The sequence below is a fragment of the Streptomyces sp. DT2A-34 genome (assembly GCF_030499515.1).
Classification (GTDB): Bacteria; Actinomycetota; Actinomycetes; order Streptomycetales; family Streptomycetaceae; genus Streptomyces.
Map to the genome: position 1 here is coordinate 7,914,970 of NZ_JASTWJ010000001.1, position 17,634 is coordinate 7,932,603.

A 17,634-nucleotide genomic window follows, 5' to 3' on the forward strand; every position below is an offset into this window, starting at 1 on the left:
ACGATCAGGATGGGGCGGAACGTTCCCTTCCGCCCTGTTTTCTCATCGAGCGTTCATGAAGCCCGCCTCGTAGGCGGCGATCACGGCCTGCGTGCGGTCCCGGGTGCCGGTCTTCGCCAGCACCGCCGCCACATGCGACTTCACGGTGGCCGGACCGACCTCCATGCGCCGCGCGATCTCCGCGTTGGTCAGGCCCCGCGCCATCAGCCGCAGCACCTCGCTCTCGCGGCCCGTGAGCTTCCCCAGCCAGGGCGGAGGCGCGGGGTACGCGCGCGCGTGCTCGGCCGCGAGGCTGCGTACGGCCGACGGGAACAGCAGGGTGTCGGTGCGCGAGACCAGCCGTACGGCCTGGACGAGCACGTCGGCCTCCGCCCGCTTCAACAGGAACCCGGCGGCTCCCGCGCGCAGGGCGTCGTACACATAGGAGTCGTTCTCGAAGGTGGTGACGACGACAACGCGGGGAGGTTCGTCGAGCGTGGCCAGGATCTGCTCGGTCGCCCGTATGCCGTCGATCTCCGGCATACGGACGTCCATGAGGACCACGTCGGGCCGCCGCTCCCGCACGACGGACACCGCCTCGGCCCCGGTCGCCGCCTCACCGACCACCTCCAGGTCCGGCTCGGCGGAGAGGATGGCGCGCAGGGCGGTGCGGACCATGCGCTCGTCGTCGGCGAGGACGATGCGGATGGGTGGGCTGGTCGTCATGCTCGTCATGCGGCTCCCTTCATGGGCAGCCGTACGTGCAGTCGCCAGGTGCCCTTCGTCGTGCCGGCCTTCGCCGGTCCCGTCGCTGCCGCCCCGGCCTCCGCCGCTCCCGCCTCCACCGTCCCCGCCTCCACCGTTCCGCCCAGCAGCCGCGCCCGGTCGGCGATGCCGCGCAGGCCGTGGCCGCCGCCGGGGCGGCAGGGGGAGGCGTGGGCCAGGGGGTTCTCGACGGTGATCTCCAGGTGCTCGTCGGCGACCTCGATCCGCAGACTCACCCTCACCTGGTCACCGGCGTGCTTGAGGGCGTTGCTCAACCCCTCCTGCACGATGCGGTAGCCCTCGCGGGCCAGGACGGGCGGCAGGGCCTCGGCGTCGGCGGCGAGCGTGGCGGTCACCCGCGCCCCGCCCGCGCGGGTGCGGCGCAGCAGTCCGTCGAGGTCGGCGGCGAGGGTCGGCGCCGGGGCCGTACCGGGTGCGCCGCCGTCCCTCAACACACCCAGGACGGCGTCGAGTTCGCCGACCGTGCGCCGGGTCGTGTCCTCGATCGCGGCGAGGGCCTCGCGAACGAACTCCGGGTCCGCGTCGAGGAGTCGGCGGGCCGCGCTCGCCTGGAGGGTGACGGCGCTGAGGGCGTGGCCCACGGAGTCGTGCAGCTCGCGCGCGAGCCGGTTGCGCACGGCGAGGTCGGCGGCGCGTGCCTCGGCCGCCGCGAGCCGGTCCTCGGGCGTCGGGCCGAGCAACGCGGGCGCCCAGCGGGCGAGGAGCGCGCCGGAGACGGCCGCGCAGCCGGCGAGCGCGAGCAGGGTCGCCACGCCCGCGACCGGCGCGAGCGCCAACACCCAGGGCTGGGCGAGGGATTCAGGCAACTCGACGGCCTCGGCACCGCCCAGCCAGACGATCAGCGGCAGTGCGGCGAGGAAGCCCGCGAACGGCGGCACCGCCAGCGACATCCCCGAGATGATCCCGCCGAACCCGAGATGCAGCGTGAACCAGGCCGCCGCACGCCCCTTCGCCGCCCGCGTCCGGGCGGGGCCGTGGGCGAGCAGCCCCGCGTCGACACCGCACAGCGACCGCACGGCACCCGCCTCCAGGGACCGGGTCAGCGGGAACAGGGCGGCGGTGAGGGCGGCGAGGGGCAACCCGACGGTGAAGGAGAGCAGTTGCAGGGGCAGGTCCTGGAAGACGTACCTGGAGTCGGTGGCGGGGCCGACGACGAGCTGGCCCACGAAGACGTACGGCATGGCGAGCGCGCCGCCGAGGATCAGATGGATCCAGCGCCGACGCGCCCGCCGCCCGAACAGATGGCGGACGAACTCACTCATGCCGTACGGCACTTCTGCCTCGCGGAGCGCTCCGCGAGGAAGTGGACGCCGAGGCAGGCGACGAGGATGCCGACGATCATCTGGCCAGCGTAGGTGAGGCTCAGCACCGGTGTCGGGCCGTCGGCGATGTCGGTGAGCGGGGCCAGCGACAGCCAGCCCGCCCAGCAGACCGTGGCGGCGGAGCCGACCCAGGCGAGGGTGAGGGGCAGCCCGACGGGCAGCGCCCGGCCGCGCCGGAAGGCGAGGAGGAGGCCGCCGGTGACGGCCATGGCGAGGAACAGGGCGGACAGAGCCTCCATGACGTAGAAACCACTGGTGCGGTCGGCGAGGTGGGCCTCGGCCAGCCCGGTGGTGCCGCCGCACGCCCACAGCAGGTGGGCGGTCAGCGGCGGCAGCCCGCACCCGGCCGCCGCGACGGCGACCGCCCGCTGGGCCGCCCCGATGAGGCCGACCGGAAGCTCCCAGATCCGTCCCTCCCACAGCCGGCCCCAGCGGTCACGGGCGTACAGCACGAGCAGGGCGCCGAGGCTGAGTCCCTGCACGATGAACCCGGTGTAGACGACCCCGAAGACCCAGGCGTCGAGGAACGGTTCACCATCGGCTGCGGTGGTGTTCGTGGGCCCGCCGAGCGCGTCGACGAGCACCTGGAGCGGGAACCCGGCCATGATCGGCGCGAGCAGTCCGGTGGCCACCCAGGCAGGGAGGACGAGCAGCCACGCGGGCACCCGCAGCCCCCACGGCCGGGTCAGCACCAGCGCGAGCACGATGACGGCCGCGTCCATGAGCACGGTGACGCTGTTGGCGACGGCCATGCTCGCCCGGTGCTCCAGCAGGGAGCTGCCGTCCGGGATGCCGATCCGGCTCCCGGCGATCCAGGCGATCTTGAGCGAGAGATACGGCAGGCAGGAGACGATGGCGACGGCCCGCAGGGCGCGACGGGATCTGCCGAGCTCGACGGCGTGGTCGGTCTCCTGGGCGGGAGCGAGTGTCTGCGTCATACGGCCACGCTCCCGCGAGAGCGCCGGTCGGCACCTCCTGCACGGCGATGATCCGTCTCCGTCTGACGGGGGAGAGGCCCTCAGCCCCCCAGGTGGAGGACGACCTCGTCGATCTCCTCGCCCCGCGCGTTCGCGAAGCCCCTCGCCTGCGCCGTGACCCGGAACCCGCACTTGTGCAGCACCCGCAGCGAGCCCGCGTTGTCCGCCGCCGCCCGGGCGTACAGCGGGCGTTCGGGGACCTCGGTGAGCAGCCCGCGCAGGGCGGCCGTGGCGATGCCCCGGCCCCAGTACGCCCGGTCCACCCAGTACGTCACCTCGCGCTCGCCCGGCTCCCCGTACACAGCGGTACTGCCCACCACATCACCGTCGGCCAGGATCGTCCGCAGGACGTCGTCCGAGGACCGGATCCGTTTCCAGTGCGCGTCGAAGGCGTCCCAGTCGGCCGGGTCCTTGGGGGTGAAGGCCGCCATGCGCAGGGCCTCCGGGTCGTTCAGCTGCCGGTAGAAAACCGGCAGGTCGCTGTCGTGCACCTCGCGGAGTTCCACATCCATGGGGTCAGAGCCTACGAGGGAGATCACGGCCTGCGGGGGAGATCAGGATCTGCGACGGAGTCAGAGCCTCCGCGTGGCCAGCGTCAGTCTGTCGCGTGCGTCGAACAGCGCGTCCTTCACCATCTGCTCGTGGGCGGGGGTCAGCCGGGCCACCGGCACCGAGCAGCTGATCGCGTCGCGGGCCGGGGTGCGGTACGGAATCGCGACGCCGAAGCAGCGCAGCCCCAACGTGTTCTCCTCGCGGTCGACGGCGAAGCCCTGCTCGCGGACCTGGTGGAGCTCCTCGATGAGCTTCTCGCGGTCGGTGATGGTGTTCTCGGTCAGCGCGGGCAACGTCTCCGGGAGCATCTTGCGGACCTGTTCGTCCGTGTAGGTGCTCAGCAGCGCCTTGCCGAGGGAGGTCGAGTGGGCGGGCAGGCGACGGCCGACCCGGGTGAAGGGGCGCAGGTAGTGCTGGGACTGGCGGGTGGCCAGGTAGACGACGTTCGTGCCGTCCAGACGGGCCAGGTGGATCGTCTCGGTCGTGTCGTCCGACAGGCGGTCCAGCGTCGGACGGGCCGCCGCGACCACCTCGTCGCCGTCGATGTAGGAGGTGCCGACCAGCAGCGCCCGAACGCCGATGCCGTACCGCGTGCCCGTCGCGTCCGTCTCCACCCAGCCCAGCTCGACGAGGGTGCGCAGCAACATGTAGAGGCTGGACTTGGGGTATCCGACGGCCTCCTGGACCGACGCGAGGGAGTGCATGCCGGGGCGTCCGGCGAAGTATTCGAGCAGTTCAACCGTCCGTACCGCGGACTTGACCTGCGCCCCGCCGCCCGTCTCGCCAGCCGACATCGCCCTTGACCCCTTCGTTCGACGGGAAATAGTCTCCGACAGCATATTCATCATCAGAGACAGCGTTCAGCATATCGAACGACCCTGGTGGATGACCCCGTACTGCGGCAATACATGTGTGGAGGGACCCGCGGTGGCAGTAGTACCAGTCTGGAGTGTCGACCCCCGAACCGGGAAGCAGCGTGAACAGGTTGCGGTGGAGGCCACAGCCCAGGAGGTGGACGCCGCCGTCCGCGCCGCGCACGACGCGCGCGGCGCCCTGGCCGACCGCACGGTCCGCGCGGCCTTCCTGCGCACCGCCGCCGACAAGCTCCAGGCGGCCAAGGACCAGCTCGTCGAGGCCGCCGACGCGGAGACCGCGCTCGGCCCGGTCCGCCTCACCGGCGAACTCGCCCGCACCTGTTACCAGCTGCGGTCCTTCGCCGACATCGTCGACGAGGGCGCCTTCCTGGACGTCGTCATCAACCACCCCGACGACACCGCGACCCCGCCGATCCCGGATCTGCGCCGCTACAAGGTGCCCCTCGGCGTCGTCGCCGTCTACTCGGCGTCCAACTTCCCCTTCGCCTTCTCCGTCGCCGGCGGCGACACCGCGAGCGCGCTCGGCGCGGGCTGCCCGGTCGTCGTCAAGGCCCACCCCGACCACCCGGCGCTGTCCGAGCTGGTCGCGGCCGTCCTGCGGCGGGCCGCCGCCGAGCACGGCATCCCCGAGGGTGTCATCGGCCTCGTGCACGGCTTCGAGGCGGGCATCGAGCTGATCAAGCACCCGCTGGTCACCGCGGCCGGCTTCACCGGTTCGATCCGGGGTGGCCGCGCCCTCTTCGACGCGGCGGCCGCACGGCCGGTGCCGATCCCGTTCCACGGTGAGCTGGGGTCGCTGAACCCCGTCGTGATCACCGAGGCCGCGGCGGCCGAGCGCGCCGAGGCGATCGGTACGGGGCTCGCGGGCTCGATGACGCTGGGCGTCGGGCAGTTCTGTGTGAAGCCTGGCCTGGTGCTGGTGCCGTCCGGTGCCGCGGGTGACGGCCTGGTCAAGTCGCTCACGGACGCCGTGAGCGACACCGACGCCGGTGTCCTCCTCGACCACCGCATGCGGGACAACTTCGTCGCCGGGGTCGCCGAGCGTGCCGAGCTCCCCGACGTGGAGACCCCGGTGACGCCGGGTGCGGGGGGCGAGCACACGGTCAGCGCCGGGTTCCTCACGGTCGCGGCCGAGAAGCTGACGAGTGAGGGGGCGTACGACCTGCTCCTCGAGGAGTGCTTCGGGCCGGTGACGGTGGTGGCCCGCTACGACGACGACGAGCAGGCGCGGGCCGTGCTGTCCCGGCTGCCCGGCAACCTCACGGCGACGGTTCATCTGTCGGCCGAGGAGGCGGCGGGTGAGGGCCGCGGTGCGGAGATCCTCGCGGAGCTGACGCCGCTGGCCGGGCGCGTGCTGGTGAACGGGTGGCCGACGGGGGTTGCCGTCGCGCCGGCCCAGCATCACGGTGGGCCTTACCCGGCGACGACCTCGACGTCGACGTCGGTCGGCGGTACGGCGATCGAGCGGTGGATGAGGCCGGTTGCCTATCAGGGGGCGCCTGAGGCGCTGCTGCCCAAGGAGCTCCGCGACGACAATCCGCTGGGACTGCCTCGCAGGTTCAACGGGCGTTTGGAGCGATAACGCTCCGCGGGATTCGCCGTAGGGGTGCGGGTGCGTTGCGCGGTGCCGGTCCGCAGTGGCTGGTCGCGCGCAGTTCCCCGCGCCCCTTCAAGGCGTTGCAGATCCCGGCGCTCTCAAGATGCTGCACACGTTCTGCTGAGACACTGAGGCGATGGACGTCGAACTTCCCGAACTGCCCTTCCTGCTCCGCACCTACGGCCCCGACGGCCACTGGGCCTACGAGGACGGCATCCTCTCCGGATGGGCCGGCCCCCGGCAGGACCGGTTCGTGCCGCCCACCGATGAGGCCCTCGACCCCGCCTCCGACGCACCGCGTCTTCTCGGCGCGCCCGAGGGCGACTTTCAGCTCATCGCCCGCGTCACCGTCGGGTTCGCCGCCGCCTTCGACGCCGGGGTGCTCTACGTCCATGTCGGGGAACGGGCCTGGGCCAAGCTCTGCCTGGAGTACTCCCCGGACGTGCCCACCGTCTGCACGGTGGTCACCCGGGGGCACTCCGACGACGCCAACTCCTTCACCGTGGAGGGGAGTTCGGTCTGGCTGCGGGTGAGCCGGACCGGGCGTGCCTTCGCCTTCCACGCCTCCCGGGACGGTGAGCGCTGGACCTTCGTCCGGCTCTTCACCCTGGGCGAGGAGAAGGAGGCGGACGCCGCCCTGGTCGGCTTCATGACCCAGTCGCCGATGGGGGAGGGCTGTGTCGTGACGTACGACCACATCGAGTTCAGGCCGAACTGGCCGAAGGACCTGCGAGACGGAAGCTGAGCAGGCCCGTCACCGCCAGCAGGCCCGCGCTGATCACCAGGCTCAGCCGCATCCCCGTCACGAAGCTGTCGGAGATCAGCGCCCCGAAGGCGGCGATGCCCAGCGCCCCGGCCATCTGCCGCGCCGAGTTGAGGACGCCGGCCGCCAGCCCCGCCCGCTCGGCGGGTACGGCGTCCAGCATCGCCGCCGTCAGCGGCGGCACCGTCAGTGCGCAGCCCAACGCCATGGGGACGAGGAGCAGGGCCACCAGGGCGGGAGACGTCCCGGAGTCGACGTACAGCATCGCGAGCAGCCCTGCGACGGCCAGGCCCTGCCCCACCACCATGGGCACCCGGGCGCCGTAGCGGCCCGCGAGCTTGCCCGCCGCCACGTTCGTCACCGCGATCAGGCCCGTCATCGGCAGGAACATCAGCCCGGCCTGGAGTGCGGAACGGCCCTGCACCTGCTGGAAGAAGAGCGAGAAGACGAACACCTGGCGCGGCGGCGTCGGTACGGCCCTGCACACGGCCTGCGTCGAGGAGTGGCGGGCGGACGGCAAGCGCACGGCCGTTCTCGACGTACACGTCGACAACCGGCGCGCCCAGGCCTTCTACGCCCGCCAGGGCTGGATCCCCGACCCGGAGAACCCGCCCGCCGACGGCGACCACCACCTGTTCCTGCGCTTCTCCGTGACCGGGGAATGAACGCGGCTATTTGAACGTTCACGTACCGGAGCGGAGAGAGCCTCCGCATCCGTACGAGCCGGAGAGAGCCACAGACATGCGCGTCGAGATCTGGAGCGACATCGCCTGCCCCTGGTGCTATGTGGGCAAGGCCCGCTTCGAGAAGGCGCTGGAGGCCTTCCCGCACCGCGACCAGGTCGAGGTGGTGCACCGCTCGTTCGAGCTGGACCCCGGGCGGGCCAAGGGCGACATCCAGCCCGTGATCACCATGCTCACGAAGAAGTACGGGATGAGCGCGGCACAGGCGCAGGCCGGCGAGGAGAACCTCGGCGCGCAGGCCGCCGCGGAGGGGCTCGACTACCGCACCGAGGGCCGCGACCACGGCAACACCTTCGACATGCACCGACTCCTGCACCTCGCCAAGGAGCACGGCAAGCAGGACGAGCTGATCCAGATCCTCTACCGGGCGAACTTCGCCGAGGAGCGGTCCGTCTTCTCCGAGGGCGACGAGCGGCTCGTGGAGCTGGCCGTCGCGGCCGGGCTCGACGCCGACGACGTCCGCAGGGTCCTCGCCGACCCGAACGCCTACGCCGACGACGTCCGCGCCGACGAGCGCGAGGCGGCCCAGCTCGGTGCCAACGGTGTGCCGTTCTTCGTCCTCGACCGCAAGTTCGGCGTCTCCGGCGCCCAGCCCGCCGAGGTCTTCCAGCAGGCGCTGACCCAGGCGTGGGGCGAGCGGTCGCCGCTGACGCTGATCGAGCAGGGTGACGCGGACGGCTGCGGTCCGGAAGGGTGCGCGGTGCCGCGGCACTGAGCAAGTCCGCAGGTCGGGGCCGATCTATAAGCGCTGCTTAGCGAAACCACGTAAAGAATCGCAATGGACCGAGAGGTCTTCAGGGCCCACAGTGGAGCCATGGAGACCTTCGAGAGCCTCGTCCGTGCCGAGTTCGCCCCGAAGAACGTCTATCTCAACACCGCGAGCACCGGGCTGCTCCCGGCCCGCACCGTGGCCGCCCTCGCCGAGGCGGCACGCATGCGGGCCGAGGGCAGGCCACTGGGCCCGCTGCACGCGGACGTCGAGGCCGCCCGGGCCGCCTTCGCCCGGCTGGCCGGCGTCCCCGTCGAGCGGGTGGCGGCGGGTTCGTCCGTCGCCGCCTACACCGGGCTGGTCGCGGCCTCGCTGCCCGCGGGCGCCGAAGTCCTCACCGCCGAGGACGACTTCACCTCCGTCGTGAACCCCTTCCACGCCCGCGGCGACCTCAAGGTGCGCATCGTGCCGCTGGAGCGGCTCGCCGAGTCCGTGCGGCCCGGCACCGTGCTCGTCGCGGTCAGCGCCGCGCAGTCCGCCGACGGCCGGATCGCCGACCTGCCCGCCCTGCGCGAGGCCGCCCGCGAGCACGGCGCGCGTACGTACGTCGACTTCTCCCAGGCCGGCGCCTGGCTGCCGATGGAGGCCGACGCATACGACTTCACCGTGTCCGTCTGCTACAAGTGGCTGATGGGCCCGCACGGCGCGGGCTTCCTCGTCGTGCCGGAGGACTTCGGCGGACTGCTGCCGCTCCTGGCCGGCTGGGTCGCCGGAGAGAACCCGTGGGACAGCTGCTACGGCCCGGTGACCGAACTCGCCCACTCCGCCCGCCGGTTCGACCTGCCCCCGGCCCTGTTCAGCTTCGCCGGACTGCGCCGCTCCCTCGAACTCCTCGAGGAACTCGGCGTGGACGCCGTACGCGCCCACGACCTCGCCCTCGCCGACCGCTTCCGGTCCGGTCTCGACGACCTCGGCCACGCACCGGTGCCCGCACCCGGCTCGGCCATCGTGTCCGTGCCCGGACTCGGCCACCGCCAGCCCGAGCTGAGCGCGGCCGGAATCGAGGTCTCGGACCGCGCGGGCAACCTGCGCGCCTCCTTCCACCTCTACAACACCCCCGAGGACGTCGACCGGCTGCTGGACGCCCTGTCTCCCTGAATGCCGAGGGGCGAAAAGGCGACGCGGCCGCCGTACGGAACGTACGGGAGCGGCCGCGTCGCCTGTGTGGCTGTGAGGGTCACTTCACGGGGGTGAAGTCCCTCGCGCCGATGAACTCAGGTCGCCGTACCGGAGCCGCGAAGGGCTCGACGGCCGTGTTCTCCACGCTGTTGAACACGATGAACACGTTGCTGCGCGGGAACGGCGTGATGTTGTCGCCGGAGCCGTGCATGCAGTTGCAGTCGAACCAGGTCGCCGAACCGGCCTTGCCCGTGAAGAGCTTGATGCCGTACTCGGAGGCCATGGCGGTGAGCGCCTCGTCGGACGGGGTGCCCGCGTCCTGCATCTGGAGGGACTTCCTGTAGTTGTCCTTCGGCGTGGCCCCCGCACACCCGAGGAAGGTCTTGTGCGAGCCGGGCATGATCATGAGCCCGCCGTTGGTGTCGTAGTTCTCGGTCAGGGCGATCGAGACGGACACCGTCCGCATGCTGGGCAGACCGTCCTCGGCGTGCCAGGTCTCGAAGTCCGAGTGCCAGTAGAAGCCGCTCGCCCCGAAGCCCGGCTTGACGTTGATCCGCGACTGGTGGACGTACACGTCCGAGCCGAGGATCTGCCGGGCCCGGCCGACGACCCGCTCGTCGCGCACCAGGGAGGCGAACACCTCGCTGATCTTGTGCACTTCGAAGACGGACCGGATCTCCTTGGACTGCGGCTCGATGATCGAGCGCTCGTCCGCACGGATCGCCGGGTCGGTGACCAGCCGCTCCAGCTCCTGCGCGTAGACCGCGACCTCGTCCTCGGTGATGAGCCGGTCGATGGCGAGGAAGCCGTCGCGCTCGAAGGACTGCAGGTCGGTGGTCGTGATCGGACCGGGCGTGTCGGGGGAGCCCCAGACGACGGGGTCCTGACGCGGGGTCGCCACCTCGGTGGCGCCGCGGCTGGGGTAGAGATCGGTGACGTTCGCGGTCATGGCGGTGGTCATGGGTTTCTCACACCTCCTCGGGCTCGGTGAGCAGCGGGTACACGCCGTTCTCGTCGTGGTCCTCCCGGCCGGTCACGGGCGGGTTGAAGACACAGAGGCAGCGGAAGTCCTCCTTGATCCGCAGCGTGTGCCTCTCGTGCCCGTCCAGGAGGTACATGGTCCCGGGCGTGATCGAGTGCGTCCGCCCGGTCTCGTGGTCGGTCAGCTCGGCCTCGCCCTCGACGCAGACGACGGCCTCGATGTGGTTCGCGTACCACATCGACGTCTCCGTACCCGCGTACAGGATCGTCTCGTGCAGGGAGAAGCCGACCTTCTCCTTGGCGAGGACGATGCGCTTGCTCTCCCAGGTGCCGGACGCCGATTTCACATGGCGGTCGGTTCCTTCGATGTCCTTGAACGAACGGACGATCACGGTGCTGCGATGCCTCCTAGGTGGTGTTTCAGATGGTTTCCCGGACGGAGCGGGCGAGGACGCTGAGTCCCTCGTCCAGTTCCTCCGGGGTGATCGTGAGCGCCGGAAGCAGCTTCACGACCTCGCTCTCGGGGCCCGACGTCTCGATGAGCAGCCCGAGTTCGAACGCGCGGTGCGCCACGCGTCCGGCGCGCTCCTTGTCGTGGAACTCCAGGCCCCACACGAGCCCGCGCCCGCGGTACTCCTTCACGTCGGCGAGGTTCTCCTCGGTGATGGAGATGAGCGCCTGCTCGACCTGCTCGCCGCGCCCCCGGGTCTGCTTCTCCATCGCGGACCCGTCCGCCCAGTACGTCTCCAGGGCGGCGGTGGCCGTGACGAAGGCGGGGTTGTTGCCGCGGAAGGTGCCGTTGTGCTCGCCCGGCTCCCAGATGTCCAGCTCGGGCTTGAACAGGCAGAGCGACATGGGCAGTCCGTAGCCGCTGATCGACTTGGACACGGTGACGATGTCGGGGGTGATGCCCGCCTCCTCGAAGGAGAAGAAGGCACCGGTCCGACCGCACCCCATCTGGATGTCGTCGACGATGAGCAGCATGTCCTGCCGCTCGCACAGTGCGGCGAGCGCCTGGAGCCACTCCCGGCGGGCGACGTTGATGCCGCCCTCGCCCTGCACGGTCTCGACGATCACGGCGGCGGGCTTGTTGAGCCCGGACCCCTGGTCCTCGAGCAGCCGCTCGAACCACAGGAAGTCCTCGACCGTGCCGTCGAAGTAGTTGTCGAACGGCATGGGCGTGCCGTGCACGAGCGGGATCCCGGCGCCGGCCCGCTTGAAGGCGTTGCCGGTGACGGCGAGCGAGCCGAGGGACATCCCGTGGAAGGCGTTGGTGAACGAGACGATGGCCTCGCGCCCCTTCACCTTCCGCGCCAGCTTCAGCGCCGACTCGACGGCATTCGTGCCCGTGGGGCCCGGGAACATGACCTTGTACGGCAGGTCGCGCGGCCGCAGCACGATGTTCTGGAAGGACTCCAGGAAGGCACGCTTGGCGCTGGTGGACATGTCGAGCCCGTGCGTGACGCCGTCCCGCTCCAGGTAGTCGATCAACGCCCGTTTCAGGACCGGGTTGTTGTGCCCGTAGTTCAGGGAGCCGGCCCCGGCGAAGAAGTCCAGGTACTCGTGGCCGTCCTCGTCGTACATGCGGCTGCCGCGCGCGCGGTCGAAGACGGTGGGCCAGCCGCGGCAGTAGCTGCGTACCTCGGACTCCAGGGTCTCGAAGACGCTGAGGTCGGGCTGGGTGATGGTCACGACGAATCGCTCCTCGGTGCGTGGGGGGAGGTCAGAGGGAGAGGGGGCCGATGCGGTACAGGACTTCGGGGTCGTGCGGTCCGTCCGGGAACAGGCCGGCGTCGAACAGCACGTCGCGCTCCAGGGCGGCGCCGTGCCGCTCGGCGAAGGAGCCGAACAGCCGCTCGGAGGCGGTGTTGCCCGGGGTGATGGTGGTCTCGACGCTCGTGACGCCGTACTCGACACCGACTCGTGCGACGAGCCCGTCGAGCAGCGCGGCGGCGATCCCGCGGCCGCGGTGCGCGTCGTCCACGGCCACCTGCCAGACGAGCAGGGTGCGCGGACGCTCCGGCCGTACGTACCCGGTGACGAAGCCGACCGGCTCCCCGCGCTCGTCGCGGGCGACGGCCGATGTGCCGGCGAAGTCGCGGCACCACAGCAGATAGCTGTACGACGAGTTCAGGTCGAGGGCCTTGGAGTCTCTGGCAATCCGCCACAGCGCGGCCCCGTCGGCCACCGCCGGACGGTCGATTTGCAGGTCTGCTTGTGCGGCAGTCATGCGAATTGAATTTACCGAGGGAAATTCGAAATTGCATGGCCGTGAGGGGTTACGTGTGAGGGCCGGGTGTGTTATCACGCGGGCGTGAGTGGCGGCGCGAGACGGGTGTGAATCACACCTTCTGTCCGGTTAATACCGGGCAAAATGGGCGCGATGTGGAACGCGTCACAGCCATGTAACTCCCACGAGATCTGCCCGAATTCCCCCGGTTGGTGTTCGCGGAATCTTTGCGTTTAGGTCTGGCGAAAGCGGGCAGAAGAGAATGGGAAGCTGCCCTGGAAAGGAATTCGAGAATTACGCAGAATTCAGGCTCCGGTAACTCCGTCGATGCGCTCTCGCAGAATGTCGGCGTGGCCGTTGTGCCGCGCGTACTCCTCGATCATGTGAATGAGCACCCACCGCAGACTGACCTCGACCCCAGCCATCAGCCCGTCCCCGATCCGCCCCACACCGTCCAGCGCCCGCCCGGCACACACCTCCCGGCCCCGCGCGATCTCGTGCCGCCACGCCGTGAGCGCCTCGTCGATGCCGCGCGCGCCGTCGAGGGCGTACCCGCTCTCGTTCCCCTCCCCGTACACCGGCGGCAGGTCGAGCCCGCCCATCACCCGCTGGAACCAGTTCCGCTCGACCTCGGCGAGGTGCTGCACGAGTCCGAGCAACGTCAACCCGGACGGTTCCGCCGCGGCCAGCCGCACCTGTGTGTCGTCCAGCCCCGCGCACTTCAGTGCCAAGGTGGCCCGGTGAAACTCGAGCCAGCTCTGCAGCATGGGGAGCTCGTCGCCGGTCGTGAGGGGGATGGGGCGGCCGTCGGGGAGGGTCTGGGGCGTGTCGGTGGTCATGCGGGCAGCATGGCAGGGGGACTGACAGCGGCACAGGGTTCAGCACCGGAGGGTTCTTCGCCCCCGCCGCCCCTACCCATTCCCGTCCCCTGGGGGCTGCCGCCCCCAGACCCCCGCTTCGGCCCTGAACGGGCCTTGTCCTCAAACGCCGGACGGGCTGAGTGCGTCAGCTCCTCCGGCGTTTGAGGAGCGGGGGTCCAGGGGGCGGAGCCCCCTGGCCGGGGTCGAAGGGGCGGAGCCCCTTGAGGATGGGGTAGGGGCGGCGGGGGCGAGGAACCCGCTACCGCCAGCCGGCATCCACCGCCCGCAACGCCCCCTCCACATCCACACCCAGCCCCTTCTCCGCCAGCGCAGCCCCCAACGCCGCCACACACCCCCGCACCACACCCGACGTCGCATCCACCCCGTAGTGATGGACCCGAATCATCTCCTTGGCCAACGCCCCACCCCCCGCGGCCAGCGGCAACGCAGGGTCGGACGCCAGCGCCCGAGCCACCACCTCCGACGCCACCACCCCCGCCGGCGCCCGAAGCGTCGTAGCGACCGGCGCAGCCTCCGCCGCGTCGTACACGTACGGCTCCAACCCCCCACCCAGCGCGACCGCCCCGGCCCGAGCGGACAGCGCGGCGGCCCGGTGCCGGGCCATCACCGCGTCCAGCCCGTCCCCCTCGATCCGCTCCACACACGCCTCCAGCGCCAGCATCTCCAGCTGCGCAGGCGCGTGCAGCAGTGCCTTCCGCCCCCCGTCGATCCACCGCTCCTTCCAGTCGAGCAGCGACAGATACGACCGCCGCGGCGCCCCGGGATTCGCCGCCATCCGAGCCCACGCCCGCTCGCTCACCGACACCGCCGACACCCCGGCCGGCCCGCCCATCGCCTTCTGCGCCCCGATGACGCACAGGTCCACGCCCCACGCGTCCGGCAGCACCGGCTCGGCCCCGATCGACGCCACGGCGTCCAGGTAGAACAGCGCCCCGTGCGCCTTCACGACCTCACCGATCTCGGCGACGGGGTTGGTGTTGCCGGTCGCCGCCTCCGCATGCACCAGGGACACGAAGTCGATCTCCGGGTGCTCGGCGAAGGCCTGCCGGACCTGGTCCGCCGTGACCGCCGTATGGAAGGGCACCGCCAGATCGATCACGGTCGCGCCGCAGTCACGCAGCCAGTCGCCGAAGGTCTGCCCGTACGGACCGGTGATCACGTTCAACGCGACCGTGCCGGGCCCGGCCGTCCCCGGATCGCCCCCTCCAGCGGCAGCAGCGCCTCGCCCTGCATGATCACGACGTCCTGCTCGGTCCCGAGCAGCCGCGCCACCCGGTCCTCGATGGCGGCGAATCGGGCGGCGCTCAGCGGGGCCAGGTCCAGGAAGGGGTGGGTCACGGCGGGGCTCTCTTCGCTCTCTACGCTCCGGGATCGACGAAGACGAGCGTAAACCGGGCGGTGACTGGGCAGTGACCGGGCGCCCCACACCCCTTTCTCGCCCTTTCCGCACCCGACTTCTTAGGTCGAACGGCCCCTTAACCATCGGTTTGGTTTGAGGATCTCAAACTTCTCCTTATAATCGGAACCCACAGTTCCCTGACAGGAGGCTCCCCGTGAAGACGACCCTCGGGCGCCGGACCCGCATGCTGGCCGCCACCACCGCGACGGCCGGGCTGGTGCTCGTGGCCGGCTGCTCCTCCGACGACAACGGCGGCAGCGGTACGAAGACGGCGGCCGGCGGTGTCGAAGTCGTCAAGGCGGGCCGGCTCACCACCTGCACCCACCTGCCGTACCCGCCCTTCCAGTCGGAGATCGACGGCAAGGTGCAGGGCTTCGACGTGTCCCTCATCGACCTGGTCGCGGACGACCTGGGTGTGCAGCAGACGATCGTCGACCAGCCCTTCGAGAACTTCAAGACCGGCGGCTCCCTCAACGCCGGCAGCTGCGACCTCGCCGCGGCCGGCATGACCATCACCGAGGAGCGCAAGAAGAACGTCGACTTCTCGGACCCGTACTTCGAGGCCACCCAGGCCGTCCTCGTCGACAAGAAGAGCGGCATCTCCTCCTTCGCGGACCTCAAGGGCAAGAAGGTCGGCGCCCAGGCGCAGACCACCGGCGAGGACTACGCCAAGAGCAAGGGCCTGGACCCCGTCTCCTTCGAGTCCTCCGACGCCGTCATCAACGGCCTGCGCACCGGCCAGGTCGAGGCCGTCGTCATCGACTACCCGGTCGTCCAGGGCTGGCTGAAGGACAAGGCCAACGCCGCCGCCTTCGAGGTCGCCGAGCAGATCAACACCGGTGAGCAGTACGGTTTCACGGTGAAGAAGGGCAACGACAAGCTCCGCGAGGCCATCAACAAGGCGATCAAGGACGCGAAGGCCGACGGCACGTACAAGAAGCTCTACGAGCAGTGGATCGGCCCGTACGACGAGTCCGCCGCCTCCGCCTCGCCCTCCGCGTCCTGACCCCATGACGGACACAACCGGCACAGACGTAGAACTCCAGCCCAAGAAGAAGGGCCTGACCCGGCGTCAGAAGCGCAGCCTCTCGCGTGGCGTCCAGTACGTCGTCTTCGTCGCGGCCGTGATCGCCTTCGCGGTCGCGGCCGACTGGGACCGCCTGGCGAACCAGTTCGCGCAAGAGGACATCGCCCGGCAGATGTTCCCCGACGTCATCACGCTGGCGCTGAAGAACACCGTGCTGTACACCGTGTCCGGCTTCGCCGTCGGACTGGTCCTCGGCATGGTGATCGCGCTGATGCGGCTGTCGTCCGTAGGGCCGTACCGCTGGCTCGCCGGCGTCTACATCGAGATCTTCCGCGGTCTGCCCGCCCTGCTGATCTTCATCTTCATCGGGGTCGCCGTACCGCTGGCCTTCCCCGGGACGGAGATTCCCGGCGGCACCTACGGCAAGGTGGCCCTCGCGCTCGGCCTGGTGGCCGCCGCGTACATGGCGGAGACGATCCGCGCGGGCATCCAGGCGGTGCCCAAGGGGCAGATGGAGGCGGCGCGTTCGCTCGGGTTCTCGCCCGCCCGCGCCATGATCTCGATCATCATCCCGCAGGCGTTCCGGATCATCCTACCGCCGCTGACCAACGAACTCGTCCTGCTCTTCAAGGACTCCTCGCTGGTGCTGTTCCTCGGTGTGACGCTGGAGGAGCGCGAACTGTCCAAGTTCGGCCGCGACCTGGCCAGCCAGACCGCCAACTCCACGCCGATCCTGGTCGCGGGCCTGTGCTATCTGCTGGTCACGATCCCGCTCGGCTTCGTCGTACGCCGCATGGAGGCGAAAGCCCAGGAGGCCGTGAAGTGACCGAGAAGACCCTTGGCTCCCGACCGGAGATCGAAGTCCGCGGCCTGCACAAGTCCTTCGGCGACAACCAGGTGCTGCGCGGCATCGACCTGGAGATCGGCCAGGGCGAGGTCGTGTGCGTCATCGGCCCGTCCGGCTCCGGCAAGTCGACGCTCCTTCGCTGCGTGAACCTGCTCGAAGAGCCCACCAAGGGCCAGGTCTTCGTCGGCGGCACCGAGCTCACCGACCCGGACGTCGACATCGACGCCGTACGCCGCCGGATCGGCATGGTCTTCCAGCAGTTCAACCTGTTCCCGCACCTCACGGTGACCGAGAACCTCAGCCTGCCGCAGCGCCGGGTCCTCAGGCGCGACAAGGCCACGGCCGCGAAGGTCGCCGCCGAGAACCTGGAGCGGGTGGGCCTCGCGGAGAAGGCGACGGCGTACCCGTCCTCCCTCTCCGGCGGCCAGCAGCAGCGCGTCGCCATCGCCCGCGCGCTCGCCATGGGCCCCGAGGTGATGCTCTTCGACGAGCCGACGTCGGCGCTGGACCCGGAGCTGGTGGGGGACGTACTCGCCGTCATGCGCATGCTCGCGAACGAGGGCATGACGATGATGGTCGTCACCCACGAGATGACCTTCGCCCGCGAGGTCGCCGACCGGGTCGTCTTCATGGACGGCGGAGTGATCGTCGAGGACGGCACCCCCGACCAGGTCATCGGCAACCCCCAGCACGAGCGCACCCGCCACTTCCTCTCCCGCCTCCTCGACCCGGCGATGGCCGAGGTGGAGGAGGAGACCTCGGACCAGGTGGGCAAGGGGGACTAGCC

The 17,634-nt window shown here is 70.6% G+C and carries 17 protein-coding genes and 3 pseudogenes; 8 read left to right on the forward strand and 12 right to left on the reverse strand.

Annotation, left to right across the window (positions count from 1 at the left end; genetic code table 11):
- Positions 1–42 precede the first annotated feature (42 nt).
- The 5 genes from QQM39_RS35300 to QQM39_RS35320 all read right to left on the reverse strand — a co-directional run bounded on the left by QQM39_RS35300 (position 43) and on the right by QQM39_RS35320 (position 4,410).
- Positions 43–705, reverse strand: a complete 663-nt coding sequence (locus QQM39_RS35300) for a response regulator transcription factor (protein ID WP_302003843.1) — start codon at positions 703–705, stop codon at positions 43–45.
- A gap of 5 nt (positions 706–710) precedes the next feature.
- Positions 711–2,027, reverse strand: coding sequence for a sensor histidine kinase (locus QQM39_RS35305; RefSeq protein ID WP_302001638.1), 1,317 nt, complete (start codon positions 2,025–2,027; stop codon positions 711–713).
- Positions 2,024–3,025, reverse strand: a complete 1,002-nt coding sequence (locus QQM39_RS35310) for a hypothetical protein (protein WP_302001639.1) — start codon at positions 3,023–3,025, stop codon at positions 2,024–2,026. The genes QQM39_RS35305 and QQM39_RS35310 overlap by 4 nt, the downstream gene beginning before the upstream one ends.
- Before the next feature lie 80 nt (positions 3,026–3,105).
- Entirely contained in the window at positions 3,106–3,576 is a 471-nt protein-coding gene (locus QQM39_RS35315; protein ID WP_302001640.1) for a GNAT family N-acetyltransferase, read from the reverse strand.
- Between the two features lie 60 nt (positions 3,577–3,636).
- A complete protein-coding gene (locus QQM39_RS35320) occupies positions 3,637–4,410 on the reverse strand; it encodes an IclR family transcriptional regulator (RefSeq protein ID WP_004002235.1) in 774 nt (257 codons plus the stop codon).
- Positions 4,411–4,543: 133 nt separating this feature from the next.
- Here QQM39_RS35320 and QQM39_RS35325 point away from each other — a divergent pair, with 133 nt between their 5' ends.
- Entirely contained in the window at positions 4,544–6,073 is a 1,530-nt protein-coding gene (locus QQM39_RS35325) for an aldehyde dehydrogenase (NADP(+)) (RefSeq protein WP_302001641.1), read from the forward strand.
- 151 nt (positions 6,074–6,224) lie between these two features.
- Positions 6,225–6,833 (forward strand): DUF1349 domain-containing protein, encoded by a 609-nt coding sequence (locus QQM39_RS35330; RefSeq protein WP_302001642.1) that lies wholly within the window; start codon positions 6,225–6,227, stop codon positions 6,831–6,833.
- Here the strand turns inward: QQM39_RS35330 and QQM39_RS35335 are convergent.
- A pseudogene (locus QQM39_RS35335) lies at positions 6,793–7,305 on the reverse strand (MFS transporter); the annotation flags it as partial. The gene QQM39_RS35330 and the pseudogene QQM39_RS35335 overlap by 41 nt on opposite strands.
- Before the next feature lies 1 nt (position 7,306).
- On the opposite strand from QQM39_RS35335, the pseudogene QQM39_RS35340 reads away from it, so the two are divergent.
- From QQM39_RS35340 to QQM39_RS35350, 3 genes and pseudogenes are all read left to right on the forward strand, one after another.
- A pseudogene (locus QQM39_RS35340) lies at positions 7,307–7,516 on the forward strand (GNAT family N-acetyltransferase); the annotation flags it as partial.
- Between the two features lie 76 nt (positions 7,517–7,592).
- A complete protein-coding gene (locus QQM39_RS35345; RefSeq protein WP_302001643.1) occupies positions 7,593–8,309 on the forward strand; it encodes a DsbA family oxidoreductase in 717 nt (238 codons plus the stop codon).
- Positions 8,310–8,408: 99 nt separating this feature from the next.
- Positions 8,409–9,461 (forward strand): aminotransferase class V-fold PLP-dependent enzyme, encoded by a 1,053-nt coding sequence (locus QQM39_RS35350; RefSeq protein WP_302001644.1) that lies wholly within the window; start codon positions 8,409–8,411, stop codon positions 9,459–9,461.
- 79 nt (positions 9,462–9,540) lie between these two features.
- Here the strand turns inward: QQM39_RS35350 and thpD are convergent, their stop codons facing one another.
- The 6 genes and pseudogenes from thpD to QQM39_RS35380 all read right to left on the reverse strand — a co-directional run bounded on the left by thpD (position 9,541) and on the right by QQM39_RS35380 (position 14,912).
- The gene (gene thpD / locus QQM39_RS35355) at positions 9,541–10,443 is read right to left on the reverse strand and encodes an ectoine hydroxylase (protein ID WP_302001645.1); all 903 of its coding nucleotides are present in this window, start codon (positions 10,441–10,443) and stop codon (positions 9,541–9,543) included.
- Positions 10,444–10,450: 7 nt separating this feature from the next.
- Positions 10,451–10,855: an ectoine synthase gene (locus QQM39_RS35360; RefSeq protein ID WP_302001646.1), complete on the reverse strand. Its 405-nt coding sequence runs from the start codon at positions 10,853–10,855 to the stop codon at positions 10,451–10,453.
- A 28-nt stretch (positions 10,856–10,883) separates the two neighbouring features.
- A complete protein-coding gene (gene ectB / locus QQM39_RS35365) occupies positions 10,884–12,155 on the reverse strand; it encodes a diaminobutyrate--2-oxoglutarate transaminase (protein ID WP_302001647.1) in 1,272 nt (423 codons plus the stop codon).
- Between the two features lie 31 nt (positions 12,156–12,186).
- Positions 12,187–12,693, reverse strand: coding sequence for a diaminobutyrate acetyltransferase (ectA, locus tag QQM39_RS35370; RefSeq protein WP_302001648.1), 507 nt, complete (start codon positions 12,691–12,693; stop codon positions 12,187–12,189).
- Positions 12,694–12,998: 305 nt separating this feature from the next.
- Positions 12,999–13,532, reverse strand: a complete 534-nt coding sequence (locus tag QQM39_RS35375; protein WP_302001649.1) for a DinB family protein — start codon at positions 13,530–13,532, stop codon at positions 12,999–13,001.
- A gap of 280 nt (positions 13,533–13,812) precedes the next feature.
- A pseudogene (locus QQM39_RS35380) lies at positions 13,813–14,912 on the reverse strand (alanine--glyoxylate aminotransferase family protein).
- Between the two features lie 215 nt (positions 14,913–15,127).
- Here QQM39_RS35380 and QQM39_RS35385 point away from each other — a divergent pair.
- The 3 genes from QQM39_RS35385 to QQM39_RS35395 are packed head-to-tail and all read left to right on the forward strand — an operon-like array spanning position 15,128 to position 17,632.
- A complete protein-coding gene (locus tag QQM39_RS35385) occupies positions 15,128–15,979 on the forward strand; it encodes a transporter substrate-binding domain-containing protein (protein WP_302001650.1) in 852 nt (283 codons plus the stop codon).
- Positions 15,980–15,983: 4 nt separating this feature from the next.
- Positions 15,984–16,826, forward strand: a complete 843-nt coding sequence (locus QQM39_RS35390; RefSeq protein WP_302001651.1) for an amino acid ABC transporter permease — start codon at positions 15,984–15,986, stop codon at positions 16,824–16,826.
- The gene (locus QQM39_RS35395) at positions 16,823–17,632 is read left to right on the forward strand and encodes an amino acid ABC transporter ATP-binding protein (RefSeq protein WP_302001652.1); all 810 of its coding nucleotides are present in this window, start codon (positions 16,823–16,825) and stop codon (positions 17,630–17,632) included. Before QQM39_RS35390 ends, QQM39_RS35395 begins: the two co-directional genes overlap by 4 nt.
- The last annotated feature ends 2 nt before the right edge of the window (positions 17,633–17,634 follow it).

Excerpts from the sequence above, each read along its gene's own strand:
- thpD (WP_302001645.1), bottom strand. The coding sequence starts at position 10,443 with ATGACCACCGCCATGACCGCGAACGTCACCGATCTCTACCCCAGCCGC.
- QQM39_RS35305 (WP_302001638.1), bottom strand. The coding sequence starts at position 2,027 with ATGAGTGAGTTCGTCCGCCATCTGTTCGGGCGGCGGGCGCGTCGGCGC.
- ectA (WP_302001648.1), bottom strand. The coding sequence starts at position 12,693 with ATGACTGCCGCACAAGCAGACCTGCAAATCGACCGTCCGGCGGTGGCC.
- QQM39_RS35300 (WP_302003843.1), bottom strand. The coding sequence starts at position 705 with ATGACGACCAGCCCACCCATCCGCATCGTCCTCGCCGACGACGAGCGC.
- QQM39_RS35390 (WP_302001651.1), top strand. The coding sequence starts at position 15,984 with ATGACGGACACAACCGGCACAGACGTAGAACTCCAGCCCAAGAAGAAG.
- QQM39_RS35375 (WP_302001649.1), bottom strand. The coding sequence starts at position 13,532 with ATGACCACCGACACGCCCCAGACCCTCCCCGACGGCCGCCCCATCCCC.
- QQM39_RS35330 (WP_302001642.1), top strand. The coding sequence starts at position 6,225 with ATGGACGTCGAACTTCCCGAACTGCCCTTCCTGCTCCGCACCTACGGC.
- QQM39_RS35310 (WP_302001639.1), bottom strand. The coding sequence starts at position 3,025 with ATGACGCAGACACTCGCTCCCGCCCAGGAGACCGACCACGCCGTCGAG.
- QQM39_RS35350 (WP_302001644.1), top strand. The coding sequence starts at position 8,409 with ATGGAGACCTTCGAGAGCCTCGTCCGTGCCGAGTTCGCCCCGAAGAAC.
- QQM39_RS35320 (WP_004002235.1), bottom strand. The coding sequence starts at position 4,410 with ATGTCGGCTGGCGAGACGGGCGGCGGGGCGCAGGTCAAGTCCGCGGTA.
- QQM39_RS35345 (WP_302001643.1), top strand. The coding sequence starts at position 7,593 with ATGCGCGTCGAGATCTGGAGCGACATCGCCTGCCCCTGGTGCTATGTG.
- QQM39_RS35315 (WP_302001640.1), bottom strand. The coding sequence starts at position 3,576 with ATGGATGTGGAACTCCGCGAGGTGCACGACAGCGACCTGCCGGTTTTC.